We start from the raw sequence: 14,806 nt of genomic DNA, 5'->3' as shown, positions 1-14,806 counted from the left end.
CCCGATTGCCCTACGATGGCCGGTCATCACCCGGAACCCCACCTAGTGGTTCCTGCCCGCAAGCTGATAGACCACGACGCCATAGCCCACGCTGATAAACAACGGTGCGACCGCGCGGTCCGCCTCTCCACCATCGACGGCTATACGTTCGCGAGGACGAAACGTGAGCCGCCAGACCTTGGGCTCAAGCGGCGCCGCGAGTTCCTTCAGCGTCATCTGGTATTTCTGCCCCGGAGCCAACGTGAGATGGCTCGGCTGTGCCAGCAAGGTCGGGCGATCCATCTCCTCGACCGGCACGAGACGCTCGGGCGTTTGCCCCGGGTTGGCGACCCACTGCTGCGTCACGTCGAGATAGAGCGGCGTATCGCCGACGTTCTCGACCCACAGCTCGTTCGGAGGCTGGCCCGGCGCCAGCGTCACTTCCGTGCGCGACAGTTTCAGCACACCGGCCGCCATGCCGTGCGCACTGCACAGCACGGCCAGCATGCCCAACGCCCATTTCCGCGCAGGTGTCATTGCGGGCAATCCAGCGTGACCGGTTTATCGTCGACCTGGAATGTCATGTGTCGGGTAGCAAAGTGCTGCGGCGTACCCGGAAACACGGCTACCGTTTGCGCCGCCTTCGCCTTGTCGTAAACGACATCGGTAAAGACCTGTCGAACGTTCCCGGTATTCTCGAGCGTCACCCCGCCACCGTCGCAACGATGCGTCCAGCCGGAACGCTGCTTGCCTGGCGGCGGCATGTGTCGAACCAGCACGCCATAGCCGATCGCCACCGACATCGGTGCCGTGATCCGGTCCTGCGGCGCGTCGTCGACCTTCAGCGACCTGACCGGCACGATATAGAGCCGATAGACTTCTTCGGCATCCGGCTCGGCCAGCGATTTCAGGACGATCGCCCGCGTCTGCCCCGGGCCGAGCGTCAGCTTGTCGGGGCTCGCGAGCATGCCGGGATGGTCGAGGTCCCCGAGATCCACCTTCTTTTCGGGCATCACGCCGGGGTTGACGACCTTCTGCACCCCGATGTTGAGGTACAGCGGCGCGTCGCCCATGTTCCTCACGGACACTTTCTGCTCGTGAGCATTGAACACCTTGGTGGTGGCCGGCATCACCATCAATTCGCCCTCCGCATGAGCGAGCTGCCCCGCTCCGGACAACAGACCGCATAGCGCGGCCACCCCGATTCGCCATTTCACTTTCATTCCGTCTTCCTTCCAATAATCGGACGCGTCAATTGCAGCGGTAGTAGCTTCCGTTCGGATTCTTCAAATCGCAGCTATAGCGCTGACCGTCCTGCTCGACCGTGATCAAAGAAAGCATCTTCTTGCTCACGATCGAGAACAATCCGTTCCGGTGAACCGTATCGCCAGTTTCGACGACCGTTCCGTTGATCGGCTTCCCTTGCTCATCCGTCAGGAAACCGCTGTAGATCATGCTGATGTCGACGCGTGCCTTGGCCGAATACACCTGCCCCGGATGCGCGCGAACGATGTTCGCCGGCACCTCGATGTTCATGTCGAGATCGCGGCTGCTGCTCGATACGCGTGCGAACGACACATCGCTATACGCGTTCAACGGCACCGCATATGTGCTGCCGCCCGCGACCGGGCTGCCCTCGACGTTGAAGCCGTAAGACGTGCCGTCGAGAGCGGGTGTCTTCAGCAGCATCGCGCTGCCGCTCGGGCTGTAGCGCCCGAATGCAATCCCGTGCTTGCTGGCCGCCGCCATGCCGCGGTAGTTGAAGTCGATGTTGCTCGCGATGCTCGAATGGCCGAGGTTCAGCGATGCATCGCCGCGCGACCCGGAACGGCTGCCATACGCGTTGAGGCTGTAGTCGTTGCCGATCCGGTTCGCGTTCATGCCGAGCGTCGACGTGCCGAAGCCGTCGGCGAAATCCTTCCGCACGTCGGCGCTCAACTGGGTCTGCCCGCCCGAGTGCGCGGCGGCGAAGCTGCCCTGCACCTTGTCGAGCGTCATCGTCATGTTGAAATACACGCCGTAGCCATTGCCGCTGCGCTGGAAGCCGCCTTGCTGCACGCCGAGCGCGAACGTCGCCCACAGCCCGTTGGGGCGATAGTTCCAGCGCACCTCGGCCTGGTGGGAATGACCGAAATTCGACTGCTGGAAGTTGTAGTTGAAGATCGCCTTGCGAATGTTTCGGCTGTACGAAGCGGCCGTGCTCGGCTGCCCGCGATAGAAACGCGAGACGTTCGTGTTCTGATAACGGCTGACCGACAGCGAGCCGAACGTCTCGTGCGTCAGGCCCAGGTTCACGTAGCCCCCGGCACCCCGTTCGCCGCTCAGAATGCCCAGCGTGGGCGTGAGATCGACACCGGCGATCTGCGACGGCCGCGTGACGTTGACCTCGGCGGCCCACTTTCCGCCGCGCCCGACGAGCGTCGACGCATTCAGATAGAACTGCTTCAGGTTGCGGCTCAGCGCGGCTTCGATCAGATAGCCGCCGCTGTCGTACATGTCCTTGCCGGCCGTGAAATGCCACGCATTGCCGCTTGCCGCCGCGAAATTGAGGTTGTTGATCTCGCGCGTTTCGCGGCTCACGATATTGCCGTTCCGGTCGACGAGGCGTACCTCCATCGTGTAGTAGCCGCCCGGGAGATCCGCGAAGCTGATCTCGTTGCGGCCGATCGCGGCCGGCCGCTTCGTGACTAGCCTGCCGTTCCGGTAGAACTCGTAGTTGCCGTCCGAGGTCGCATACAGGATCAACGAACCCGTATTGCTGTCGACCTTCAGGTGGGACTGGCTGCCGACCGTCACGAACTGGTCGAAACTCGGCGTGAGCAAGGTGCTGACGGTGCCCGACGAATAGTCGATGCTATTCTGCTTGCCCATCCGCACATACGTGTTCGCGAAATTCTTCTGCAGGTAGTACGACGAGATGCCGCGCGTGCCGCCGTTGTACTGGCGGGACCGCGTATCGTTCGCATACCAGCTCATGTAGCCGAAGCTCTGCGACGGCAACCCGACCCAGGTGTTGCCGTTGACGTTCACGGCGCGATAGCCGTCGGACGCCGCGCGCAAATCCAGCGCCTGGTTGTTGACGATACCCAGCTCCGTCTCCGGAGCAATGTAGTCTTCGCGGGAATCCCGGATGGATATCGACCGCTTCAGCTTGTCGACAGTCACGTGATAACCATCGATTTCGGTATCGCAACCGTTGCTGCAGCGCTTGTAATCCAGTTGCGCAACGATGCGCGTCAGCGTCTCGACGTCTTTCGCCGAAATGCCGTTCTCGCGATATTTCTCCGCGTCGAACGTGAGCGCGCTGTGGTCGACGGAGTAGCTGACGAACCCGGGCAGGGTTCTTCCGTTGAAGGTCGCGACATAGCTGGCACTGTCGTCCAATTCCGCCGCGCTGAAGCCGTCAGGTACGCCATACGATACCTTTAGTTCTGCGAACGAGTTCGATGAAACAAAAATGAACGCACCGAGCCACAGCTTGTTGAGACGGAAAGGAGTTTGATCGGCAGACACGCTTTTTTATCTGAAGTGGCGATTGAACGGCGAGCGCTTGCTTGCCTCTCGAAACGGACGAAACAAGGAACCCCGCCCAGGGGCGGGGCTCCAGCGTGGATGCAGACTTACGGTGCTGCCGCCGCGACCGGTTCGAACACCATCACGAGATCGCCGCTATAGCTGCCGTTCGTGCTCGCGTTGCCGACCTGCGTCGGGGCGTCGACGCTGATCTTCAGGTTGTGAACTTCATCGAAGTTGCCGTTGGCGCCGACCGTTTGCGTGATTTTCTGCTGGGCGCCGAACTTCACTTCCGAGTCACCCGCGCTGCTCGACAGCGTGACCACGGAATTCTTCATTTCGTACCTGCCGCTCGCCATCTTCAGCGGCTGGGCCAGCGAAATGTTGAAGTCCGCGCTCTTCGTCCAGACGCGGATCGGCAGCGTCTTCTTGAACTTCGACTGCGTGTAGTCGGTGGCTTCGAGCTCTTCCGTGGTGTACCACGTCGAGCCGTCCGGCTTCGACACGAAGATGCCATCGTTGATTTGCGCGGTCAGCGTGATCTTCTTCGAGACCGGGTCGGCATGGGCCGTGCTTGCTGCCATGCCGAACAGTGCTGCGCTTGCGCCGAGTGCCAGAACGAGTTTGCTGAGATTCATCGATTTATCCCTTAAATGAAAAATCCATCAACCGATGTCAGTGAAAAGTGACATCGATCCGTGGAAGTCAAATTCCACGGACGGAATTCTCTCAGGACCACTCTCGATGATCGACAGGACAACATCTAGATGCAGAGCCCAAACCCATCGTAAATGTACGAATTACAGATTCCTAACTTAAAATTCCCGGATTCTCTAAATTATTTTTCATTTAAATGACGCGAGGCGTCAGTCATGCGTCGAAAAAACGATCAGCGCCACACGATGACATTGGCTAATCGGCCGATGGATCCCGACGACACAAGTGAAGTTTGTTCTCGGTGAGCGGCAATCGGCTCGACGGCCGGGAAGGCGCGCAATGGGTCAGCGCTCTTGTCTTTGATAAAACGCAAACTCATCCGAGTGTTTTTTAAAATCTCAAATACGGATAAATTCGGCACAAATACCGGTCGCCTTTTGTCACTCCTCAAATCCGTGCGTCATTCGTCGTCGCAACATTCATATTATTCTGCGTCGCCAAACCGCCCATTTCAGACAAAACACATTCACTTAGTACTTTTACGAAAATCTGAAACACGCGCTTCGTACTAGTAAAGCTGCGGCAGACAACCCGTTCGAGCTACCCGCAACGGCGCTGTGCTTCAACGCCGGACGACCGATATCATCGTGAGAGTGCCGACGCGTTGCGGGACGCGAGACCCGCAACCTGACGCGGACAACGCCGGAGCCCTCGCCCCGGCCCATGTCATTCGACGGTGCGCCGTGTCGGGGGGAACGACCGTCAGGCGTCGCGGTGCGCCAGCCGCTCCAGTGCCTGTTCGATGCGCTCGCGACAGCCGGGCCAGCTTGCATCAATCGAGCCGCGCTCGCCGGCGTTCACGATGCCCTCCATCGCCGCGCAGGCGTCCCGCGCCTCCACCTCGCCCGCCAGCGCGAAGCCGCCGCGCATCGAGTGCAGCTGGATTTGGACGGACGCGACGTCGTCGGACGCGAGCGCGCTGTCGATCACGGCCAGCGAGTGGAGCGTCGCTTGCGTCAGTTTCTCGCGCATCTCGTCCGTCATGGCCGGCGACCGCCCATCGTCGGGATCGCTCCGCTCCGGTTGATTCGCCGCGCCGCGCATCCCGTGCCGGCACAACACCGCGTCGAGCGCGGCGATCGACAGCGGCTTGAGCACCACCTCCACCGCGCCGACGTCCGCACAGCGCCGCCGGTCCTCGTCGGTCGCATGCGCGGTCATCGCAATCACCGGCACCTTCGCGCCCTGCTCGCGCAGGAAGTTGGCGAGCGCGAACCCGTCGAGTTCCGGCATGCCGAGATCGGTCAACACCACATCGAACGGCTGCGCGAAGAACGCGCGCATCGCCTCGACGCCGTTCGACACCAGCGTCGCATCGCAATGCAGCGCATCGAGCTGATCCCGCAACAACGCGTGGCTCGCCGGATGATCTTCCGCGACCAGCACGCGCAGCGGCGCGCTGTCGTCCGCGTGCATCGGCAGCGCGGGTGCCGTAGCCGGCACGTCGTCACACGCGGCGCGCCATCCGGACGGTGCATCCGCGAGCGGCAGCGCCGCGACGAACGCCGTGCCCGCGCCCGGCCGGCTGTCGACCGTCAGCGCGCCGCCCATCAAGCGCGCGAGACGTCCGCAGAGCGGCAGCCCCAGCCCGGTGCCGCCGAATCGCCGATAGATCGACGGATCGGTCTGCACATACACGTCGAAGAGCGTCGGCAGCGCTTCGGGAGGAATGCCGATCCCGGTGTCGCGCACCGCGATCTCGACACCGTGCGGACTACCGCGGGCAGCGGCCGGGCGCGCGTCGATCGTCACGCGGCCGTGCTCGGTGAACTTGATCGCGTTGCTGACGAGGTTCGACACGATCTGGCGCAGGCGGGTCGGATCGCCGACGTAGCCGTTGGCCAGCCCCGGCGCGATCCGGCATTCGAGCGCGAGCTGTTTCGCATCGGCGAGCGGGCGGAAAACCGCCGCGACGTCGCGCAGCATCGCGCGCAGGTCGAACGGGATGGCTTCGAGCGCCATCTGGTTGGACTCGACCTTCGACAGGTCGAGCACGTCGTTGATCATGCGCAGCAACGCATCGGACGACGACATGACCGTCTGCAACCGCCGTTGCTCGTCAGCCGGCAACTGCGCACGCTCCATCAGCTCGAGATTGCCGACGATCGCGTTCAGCGGCGTGCGGATTTCGTGGCTCATCGTCGCGAGAAACGTCGACTTGGCCTTGTTCGCATCGTCCGCGGCTTCGCGCGCCTCGCGCAGCTTGTGCTCCATCTGCCTGCGCGCGGTGATATCGGTGAGCGTGCAAAGCAGCACATCGACGCCGCGATAGCGGGTACGGACGATATGGGCGGCAAGATAGGCCGTACCGCCGCCGGCGAGCTCGACCGACAACTCGTGCGTCACGACGCGCGGCGCGCGACCGCCCGCGGCGCTGTCGCGGTAGGCCTGCCAGATTCGCTTGCCGAGCGACGGCTCCGCTCCACCGCCGCCATAGGCCTGCGCGGCCTCGTTGCGAACCATCGTGTCGCCATTGGCGAGCGACAGCAGCATGAGCCCGGCCGGCGCCGTGCGGATCAGCGTGCGGTTCAACGCCTCGCTTTCGATCAGCCGGATCGCGCGGCGGTTGGCGGGGCGCAGCGCGCGCCGGTCGAACAGGACGATCGCGAACCACACCGTTCCGATCGCGAGCAGCGCGAGGCCGACTGCAATACCCAGCCGGACGGCCACATCGTCGAACAAGCGTCGCCATGAAATCGTCGCGGTCAGCACCTCGCGGAACCCGGGCATCTGGTCGCCGATGACGATGTTCATGCCGACGCGATGGGCCACCGCTCGTTCGCCATGAGCAACATGCGCATAAACGAGTGCACGGGCAGTCAGCCTGGGATCGACGTCGCGACCGGTCAGGACCTGCGCGTCGGGGTTGACCAGCGCATAATCGCTGCCGGCGGACGAAGCACGGAGAAAATCGTCGATCGCCGGCCGGCTGACCACAACGAACCATGCGACCGGCTTGCCCTGAGCATCGCGTACCGCCTGCACGAACCGCAATACCGAGCGTCCGACGAGCGGGTCGTCACGCCGGTCGAGCAGAATCTTCCGGTAATCCGGCGCGGCCGCCGCCGACACGAAATCGGCAGGCGGCTGCAGTTGCCGTATCAACGCCTTGATATCGAAGCCGGCAGGCCGCGCCAGCACCTGCTTGACCAGCGGATAGCCGGTCACGACGACGAAATTGCCGTCGGGATCGATCAGGTACCCGCCCATGCCCGGATCGCCGACCTGTTGGGTCGGCATGATGCCCGTGACGTCGCCCTGCGCCAGCAGCCTGCCGAGCAACGGCGCGTAGGCCCTCGCCGGCAGCGACGATGAAGCGACCGCGAACGCTGCGAACGCCACCCGCCCGGCCTGGCCGACCGCAACCAGCCTGCCGCGATCGTCGACGAGCCGCCGGAGCGTATCGGGCGATGCGTCCGGGCCGCGCGTCGCTATCATCTCGAGGTTCTCGACATAGCGGTTCTGAAGTGCCCTGACCACCTCCATCTCGGCCAGCAGGTCGGCCTTGCGCACCAGGAATTCCGAACGGTACTGCACAACCGATTCCAGCACGTCGAGTCGAGCGACGAGTGCCGTGCAGACCAGCACGAACACGGTGATCGCCACGCCGCTGCCGTAGAGCAACCATTGCTGCTGGCGCCGAACGCGCGCGGGCTCGAACGGTTTACGGCCCCCGACAGTGGCGTGTGCAATCAGCGTTTTCAGTTTGGTGGGCATACGTGTCGTCGAAGTCGTATCGGCGCCGGCATGGCGTCATACGCCGTGCGGTTCACTGGGTACGGCCACCGGGTGCCCGGTTAGGCATCGGCCGCGGGCAAATCGGGCAACTGCCCCTCGCTCGCATAGCGAATCAGGTCGGCATCGCGGATGATGCCGAGCTTCTTCATCGCGCTCGACTTCTGCGAACTGATCGTCTGCTTGCTGCGGTGAAGCTGGACGGCGATTTCGCCGACCGTCAGGCCGGCCCCGTAAAGGCGCACGACCTCGATCTCGCGGGCCGTCAGCAAGCGCATGCCGGCCGACGGCTGGCAGTCCTCCAGCAGCTTCTTGACGAACGGCGACAGATAATTCGCCCCGACGAAGGCCGCATGCACCGCGCCGACCAGATGCGAAATCGCATCGGACTTGCTCAGGATGCACGCGACGCCCTGCTTCTGAATCGCGAGCAGCACGCTCGGGTTGTCGATCATCGTGATCGTCACGAGGCGAAGCGCCGGATAACGGCGCTGAAGGAACGACAGCAGCGACAGGCCGTCGCCGTACTTGCCGCCGGGCATCACGTAATCGACGACGAGCACGTCGCTCTGCTGCTCGTCGAGCATCGCCACCAGGTCGGTCGAATTCGAGACGGTGCCGAGCAGCTTGATCGTGCTGCTGCCCGCGAGCGCCTGCGACATCCCCAGCGCGGACGAAGGATGATCGTCCGCCACCATCACTCGCACAAAAAATTCATCCATCTTTATTCTTCTCCCGATACACGCGGCCCGACGTGCCATGTTGAGCGACGCGCCGGGATTCGAATCGATCTCGCAACACGGTTTGCGTTGCGGCGTTCAGCGAACCGGGCGGTGCGCAGCGTAATTTTAAGATAATAGACGGGTTCCGGGCTGCGGCGGTACGATCGGCCGTGGCCGCTGATAGCTGCCACGGCCCGACGCGCCGGACACCGCGTGACGGCACGAAGCTTCGGCGGCCCACGGACGCCGCCCGCACATACCCGATCGACGGCGTCCCCCAACGCCGTCGATCCATCCCGTCCCGTCGGGCGGCCGGAGCTGCCCTAACGTTTGATCGCGGACTTGTCCGGTTCGCTCGAACCGTCATCCGCGGCATGCTGCCACTCACCGATGGCGCGCCGCTTCTGCGACGGCGACATCATGATGAACTCGTTCAGCTTCGTCAGAAAATCCCGTCGGGATTTCTCCGGCAACGTCGCGAATCCAAGCAGCAGCCCGAACACCTTTCCCATATAGCGCACGGCCTTACCCTTCCTTCTTCAGTCGAAATCACGCGGCACCCAGCGATGCGGCGTGTCTGCCTTCCCCGTTTGACGCCGGGCGGTCTACGCCGCCGCTGCGCCGCGTTTTTCTTATCGTCCCGGCCCGTGTGCCGACACCGCCGACATTGCGGTCAATGCCGGCCGCTTGTCCGTCGCCCCGGCCGGAAAGTCGATCCCGCGCCGCCGCGCAATGCGGACCAGGGCGCGGCGCAGATCGGCAAGCGTCACGGGTTTGGTCAATACGCATTCGACGTTCGATGCCGCATAACGCCGGGCGTCGTCGGGCGCCAGATACGAGGCCACGACGATCATGTCGCACGGCAGCGCGCGCGCATGGACGGCTTCCGCCAGCTGGCGGGCCGACATGTCGGGCAGGTCGGCGCCCAGCAGCAGCATGTCCCACTCACGGGACGCGAGCACGTCGAGCGCCGCGCCGCCGGACGACACGCATCGAACCGTACAGCCGAGCACGTCCAGCTGCTCGCGGAAGATCGACCCGTTCACGGACGCATCGTCGGCAACCAGCACGCGTGGCACACGCGTGCCGGACACCGGCACTACCGGCAGGCCGGCATGGGCGGCGCGATCCGGCTCGCGCCTCGATTCGGCCGTGGCGACCCGCGCCTGCCCGATCGCCATGCGCAAACCGTTCAGCGAATAGCTCGACACGCGAATCGTGCGGCCCGCGACGGCCGGCTGCAGCGGGCCGTCCGGCGTGGCCAGCACGATCGGCGTGCCGCCGCCGAGGCTGTCGAGTTCCTCGCGCCGCCATTGATCGGAATCGCCGAAGAGCACGATCGCGTGAGCACGCGCGAGGCACCCGGCGGCAATCCCGATCGGGCTCGGATGCATCGCGACGTCGAAACCCCATGCGCGCAGATGCGGAAACGCGAATGCGCGCCACGCGTCCTCCGGCGACACGACGATCAGCGTCTGGCCGGCGCCGGCGCCGACCGGACATTTCGGCGTAATGCCCATGCGCAACGGCAGGCGAATGGTGAACAGGCTGCCGATGCCCGGCGCGCTCTCGACAGAAATCGCCCCGCCCATCGCCGCGACCAGCCGGTCGCACAGCGCGAGCCCGAGCCCCGTGCCGCCGTAGCGCCGCGTGATCGACACGTCGACCTGCGAGAACGGCTTGAACAGCCTGGCCTGTTGCGCACGATCGATCCCGATGCCCGTATCCTCGATACCGATCGCGAGCTCGGGCGCGCCGCGCGGGCTTCGCCCCACCGCCACGCGCGCGACGATGCGCCCTTCACTCGTGAACTTGATCGCGTTGCTCAGCAGGTTGCCGACCACCTGCGCGAGCCGCGTCGGGTCGCCGCGCATGCGTTGTGCGCCGCTCGCGTCGATATCGGCGAACAGCGGCAACCCTTTCGCCTTTGCAATGGGCGCGAAAGCCGCAAGCTCGCGCTCGATTACCGTAATCACGTCGAATTCGATCGACTCGACCGACATTGCACCGGCTTCGATCTTCGAGAAATCGAGGATGTCGCTGACGATCGCGAGCAACCCTTCGGCCGACACGCGCAGCGTCTGCACGCGGCTCTGCTGCGACGCATCGAGCGCCGTGCGTTCGAGCAGTTCGAGATTGCCGAGGATCACGTTCAGCGGCGTGCGGATCTCGTGGCTCGTCGCGGCAAGAAACGACGACTTGGCCGCATTCGCCGAATCGGCCGCGCGCACCGCTTCCTCGAGCTGATGCACGAGGCGGCGCTGCGTGCTCGTGTCGGCGAACGCCGCGATCAGCACGGCCTCGCCCTTGTAACGCGCGCTGTGCGCGATGACCTCCAGATGCAGCGGCGCATCGCCGTGTGCATCGAGCACGAGCTCGGTCGTCATCGTCCGGCCGGCCCCGCCGTCCGCGACGAACGCGTCGTACTTGTCGAGCACCTGCGCGGACAGCGCGTGATGATCGACGCCGTGCGGCAGCAGCATTTGCGTCAGCGCGTCGCTCGCGAGCATCACGCGCCGGTCGGACAGCGATACGAGACCGATGCCGACCGGCGCCATCGCGATCACGCTGCGACACAGCGCCTCGCTGTCGAACACGCGTGCCGAGCGCGCATAGACCGGCACGAGCACGCGCCGGTGGAATCGCACGAGCAGCAGCCACATCACGACGATCGCGACGAGTGTCGCCGCCGCCAGCGAGCCGGCCTGCACGCCGATGCCGGCAGCCACGTCGGCCCACGACAGCGCATACGCGATCGTCCAGCCCGTCGCGGCGAGCTTGCTGCGGAACACGATCGCGCCGTCGCGAAAGAGCGGCTCGCCGGATGCCCGATCGCCCTGTGCCACGTCAAGGCTCAACAGGCGCTCGGTCAGCGCGTTCGTGCGCTCGACATCGGGATCGATCGTAATGAGCCGATTGTCGGCGGACGTGATGAAGAACGTGCCGGCCGACGGGCGCTCGGGCAGCCATGACAGCAGGTATTCGGGCGCGTATTCGGTGACCAGCACCGCGAACGGCTGGCCGCCGGCTCGCGCCTCGGCGGCGATCCGGATGCGCACCTGCCCCGTGACCGGATTGAGGTAGGGCGGCAGCCAGCGGACATTCGGCCGACCGTCGTCCGGAGCGGGCGGCAGGCCATCGAAATCCACCTGCAGCGCATCGAACACCTGCGCGCGCGCGTCGGTCGACGCGAGCGCGGGGTTGTCGCGCGACAGGTGCGGCACCAGCCCGAACACCCCGGTTCGCGTGCTGTAGTGGTAGCCCTCGAGCGTGCGCCCGCGATTGATCGAACTCGCCGCGCAGATGCGCGACAGCAGGAACGACAGCGCAAGGTAACGCCCGACCTCGTCGCGTTGCGCGGTTTGGCCCGGCACGCCGACCACGAGCGACGGGTACGGGGTGATCGCAAGCTGCTGGCCGTTATCGAAGAACGCCTTCGTGACGTCCGCCGGCGCCGCGCGGAGCTCGCGCCAGATCAGTTGCGTATTCGTGACGCCGTTGCGGAACGACGTCTGGGCCACCTGCACCTGGTCGACGGTTTCCTCGACACCGTTCAGGAAATTGCGCCGCTCGCCGTCCAGATAGCCGTAGACGATCGACGCGATCCCGAGCCCGCAGGCGATCAGGATCAGGATCGTGACGACGATGCCGCCCCCGAACATCGAGATGCTCTGGTAGCGGCGAATGGACTGAAGTGTGCTGTATGACATGGCTCGGCGTGACGGCGCCCGGGGGTGCGGACATGCGGCAGATTCCCTGCCGAACCGGGCGTCACGATGGGTACATCCGGGATAGCGATGTCCCGATCATGCCAAACGACACTGCGAAAATCAGTCGTGCATTAACTTTTTAGTACACGTCCTATTTGATTGATAGATGATTTGGAACTTGAACGAAAGATCATCGCGAAATCGCGGAGCGGGACCGATCCGATCGGACAAGTCGCGTCGTCGATTCGCGGCGGACGGCCGCGCCAATGAAATACCGCCGGCAAGCCGGCGGCAAAAGGCGCATCCACGGCAAACGCAGCGCGCCTGAGGCACTCGATCCGACGCGTCGGGCACGAAACCCTGTCCCGTGCCGCCGCGCCGGCAACGCCCGTTCAGTTCTGCGTGAGCGGATTCAGCGCCGTGCACAGGAAGCCCGTGCAGTTCTTCGGCGTGAAATAGAACGACGCCATCACCGGCGAGGGCACGCCAAGCGCGATATCGCTCAGATACGCGGCGCCCTGCGCACCGAACGTGTTCGCCTGCTGCACGAAGCTCGCGCCGGTCGACTGGATCGCGGCCGACTGGTACGAGAAGGTCGGCGACTGCGTCTGGTCCTTCACGTAGATCCACGAGATCGCCGTGCCGAATGCCATCCCGCCCTTCGCGCGATACCCCTTCGCCCCTTCGCTGTTGGCCTGTGCGATGAAGTCGCCGACGGTCGACGTCGGCGCCAGCGCGTCGTACGTATAGGTCGCGTTCGATGCGTTGTTCTTCATGTACACGTTCGCCTGCGCGGCCCCCACCGCCATCGGGCCGAGGAACCAGTAGCCCGACTGGCCCTGGCCGTTCGCCTGCGTGAGGAATGCGTTCGCGTCGGCCGGCAGGCCCGTCGTCGTGTACGTGTAGGTGGCGGACGAACCGCCATCCTTGCGATAGAGATCGCCGTACGTGAGCGGCCCTTCGTAGCGGTAGCCGCTCGCGCCTTGCGCGTTGGCCGCATTGACGAAGGACGTCATGTCGGCCGGCGCCGTCTGCAACTGGTACGTGTAGGTCTGCGCGGTACCGTCGTTCACGAAGATCGACTGCGTGCCGCCGTTGCCCGCGTTGTAGAAGTAGTCGCCCAGATAGCGGTAGCCTTTCGCGCCTTCGTTGTTGACCAGCGTCAGGAAGCTCGCGCGATCGGCCGCGACAGGCTGCGCCTCGTAGCGCCAGGTCAGCGTGGTGCCGCCCGAGCCACCCGAACCGCCGTTGCCGCCGGAACCCGTCCCGCCCGAACCCGTGCCGCCCGTCCCACCGCCGCTGCCGCCGTTGTTGCTCGTCCCCGAACCGCCGGACGCTGCGGGCGAGGAATTGTCGTCGCCGCCGCCGCAAGCGGTCAGCGCGAGGCAGGTCAATGCAATCAGTGCAGCGGCTCTCATCGGGATCACCTTCCAAACGAACAGGACGAACGCAGCCGGTACGCGCGAATCACGCCGCACGCACCGACCATCACGAATCAGGAATCAAGACTCAGGAAGCAGCAACCGGCCGGCGGCCCGCGCCGGCCCGGCGACGTCAGTTGACCTGCAGTTGGCCACCGCGACCCAGCCCGCCCTTCACGTCCTGCGCCTTGTAGCTGCGCAGCGCGACGACCATCTTGTTGTACGCATCGATGAACGCGACGACCGTCGCCTTGCCTTCCGGCGTCGCCGAGAAGCCCGCAAGCGCGCCGCCCACCCCACCGCCGAAGCCGCCCAGCGCCGCGCCGTAGTTGGTCGCCGTCGAGCTGCCTTCCGACGCCGCGATCTGCACCGCCGAGCGCACGTCGAACAGCGTCAGCGTCACGACCGACGCCTTCGTCTGCAGATGGCCCGCCACCGCCGCCACCGCGCTGTTGCCGATCAGCCCGCCGATCATGCTGCCGATCCCGCCGATCGGCGAATCGTTGATCACGATCTGCGGCTCCATGTAGTAGTCGGCCGCGACCCGCTGGCCCTTCTGCTGCTTCGAGCCCGCGCGGTATTCGCCCGAGTTGCGCTGCAACTGCGTGATGCGCGACAGGCGCGCGTCGCTCTTCTGGTTGCCGATCGACGTGATCACGAAGCAGTTCGACTGCTGCACCGCCAGGCGCAGCAGCGGGTCGATCGTCGTCATCTTGGTCGCGCTGCCGAACGGGCCCCACCAGTCGGCATTGCGGCCGTCGTCGACCGCGATCGTGCCGAGCGGCGACGTGCAGCGCTGCAGTTGCGAATCGGCGCCGGCGCTCGCGCCGCCTGCCGCCGCGCCCGTCACGCCGGCGTTCTGCCCGCCGGGCGTCACCACGCCGCCGCACCCCGCGACGAACGCGCCAAGCGCTGCAACCAGCGCACCTTGAATGAGACGTTGGGAAAGGTTGGTCTTCATGTCGTTGTCGATCGATTAGAGTCGTTGTTCGGCTTATGTGTCCGTGCG

Annotated in this window: 10 protein-coding genes; all 10 read right to left on the bottom strand. The window is 64.9% G+C overall.

Annotated elements, in window-relative coordinates; genetic code table 11:
- Positions 1-42: 42 nt before the first annotated feature.
- Complete coding sequence (locus tag HWW87_RS00050) at positions 43-486, bottom strand: hypothetical protein (RefSeq protein ID WP_347879274.1); 444 nt, start codon at positions 484-486, stop codon at positions 43-45.
- 26 nt (positions 487-512) lie between these two features.
- Positions 513-1,202 (bottom strand): pilus assembly protein, encoded by a 690-nt coding sequence (locus tag HWW87_RS00045; RefSeq protein WP_175818739.1) that lies wholly within the window; start codon positions 1,200-1,202, stop codon positions 513-515.
- A 28-nt stretch (positions 1,203-1,230) separates the two neighbouring features.
- Positions 1,231-3,363 carry a TcfC E-set like domain-containing protein gene (locus HWW87_RS00040; protein WP_244107086.1) on the bottom strand — a complete coding sequence of 711 codons (2,133 nt, stop codon included), beginning with the start codon at positions 3,361-3,363 and terminating at the stop codon, positions 1,231-1,233.
- A gap of 236 nt (positions 3,364-3,599) precedes the next feature.
- Positions 3,600-4,130 (bottom strand): CS1 type fimbrial major subunit, encoded by a 531-nt coding sequence (locus tag HWW87_RS00035; RefSeq protein ID WP_175818737.1) that lies wholly within the window; start codon positions 4,128-4,130, stop codon positions 3,600-3,602.
- Positions 4,131-4,911: 781 nt separating this feature from the next.
- Entirely contained in the window at positions 4,912-7,926 is a 3,015-nt protein-coding gene (locus HWW87_RS00030; protein WP_175818736.1) for a hybrid sensor histidine kinase/response regulator, read from the bottom strand.
- Positions 7,927-8,006: 80 nt separating this feature from the next.
- Positions 8,007-8,666 carry a response regulator gene (locus tag HWW87_RS00025; protein WP_175818735.1) on the bottom strand — a complete coding sequence of 220 codons (660 nt, stop codon included), beginning with the start codon at positions 8,664-8,666 and terminating at the stop codon, positions 8,007-8,009.
- Positions 8,667-8,989: 323 nt separating this feature from the next.
- Positions 8,990-9,178, bottom strand: coding sequence for a hypothetical protein (locus tag HWW87_RS00020; RefSeq protein WP_175818734.1), 189 nt, complete (start codon positions 9,176-9,178; stop codon positions 8,990-8,992).
- A gap of 120 nt (positions 9,179-9,298) precedes the next feature.
- Complete coding sequence (locus HWW87_RS00015; protein ID WP_175818733.1) at positions 9,299-12,376, bottom strand: ATP-binding protein; 3,078 nt, start codon at positions 12,374-12,376, stop codon at positions 9,299-9,301.
- 392 nt (positions 12,377-12,768) lie between these two features.
- Complete coding sequence (locus tag HWW87_RS00010; protein ID WP_175818732.1) at positions 12,769-13,794, bottom strand: hypothetical protein; 1,026 nt, start codon at positions 13,792-13,794, stop codon at positions 12,769-12,771.
- A gap of 136 nt (positions 13,795-13,930) precedes the next feature.
- Positions 13,931-14,758 (bottom strand): hypothetical protein, encoded by an 828-nt coding sequence (locus tag HWW87_RS00005; protein ID WP_175818731.1) that lies wholly within the window; start codon positions 14,756-14,758, stop codon positions 13,931-13,933.
- Positions 14,759-14,806: the final 48 nt, after the last annotated feature.

Origin of the sequence: Burkholderia sp. BCC0419 (assembly GCF_902830285.1) — a bacterium.
In the GTDB taxonomy this organism is placed as follows: Bacteria; Pseudomonadota; Gammaproteobacteria; order Burkholderiales; family Burkholderiaceae; genus Burkholderia.
The sequence above is the reverse complement of the archived record's forward strand: the minus strand, read 5'-3'. Positions and strand labels throughout refer to the sequence as shown.

Coding starts and splice junctions, on each gene's coding strand:
- HWW87_RS00050 (WP_347879274.1), bottom strand. CDS start 486: ATGCTGGCCGTGCTGTGCAGTGCGCACGGCATGGCGGCCGGTGTGCTG.
- HWW87_RS00045 (WP_175818739.1), bottom strand. CDS start 1,202: ATGAAAGTGAAATGGCGAATCGGGGTGGCCGCGCTATGCGGTCTGTTG.
- HWW87_RS00035 (WP_175818737.1), bottom strand. CDS start 4,130: ATGAATCTCAGCAAACTCGTTCTGGCACTCGGCGCAAGCGCAGCACTG.
- HWW87_RS00030 (WP_175818736.1), bottom strand. CDS start 7,926: ATGCCCACCAAACTGAAAACGCTGATTGCACACGCCACTGTCGGGGGC.
- HWW87_RS00025 (WP_175818735.1), bottom strand. CDS start 8,666: ATGGATGAATTTTTTGTGCGAGTGATGGTGGCGGACGATCATCCTTCG.
- HWW87_RS00020 (WP_175818734.1), bottom strand. CDS start 9,178: ATGGGAAAGGTGTTCGGGCTGCTGCTTGGATTCGCGACGTTGCCGGAG.
- HWW87_RS00015 (WP_175818733.1), bottom strand. CDS start 12,376: ATGTCATACAGCACACTTCAGTCCATTCGCCGCTACCAGAGCATCTCG.
- HWW87_RS00010 (WP_175818732.1), bottom strand. CDS start 13,794: ATGAGAGCCGCTGCACTGATTGCATTGACCTGCCTCGCGCTGACCGCT.
- HWW87_RS00005 (WP_175818731.1), bottom strand. CDS start 14,758: ATGAAGACCAACCTTTCCCAACGTCTCATTCAAGGTGCGCTGGTTGCA.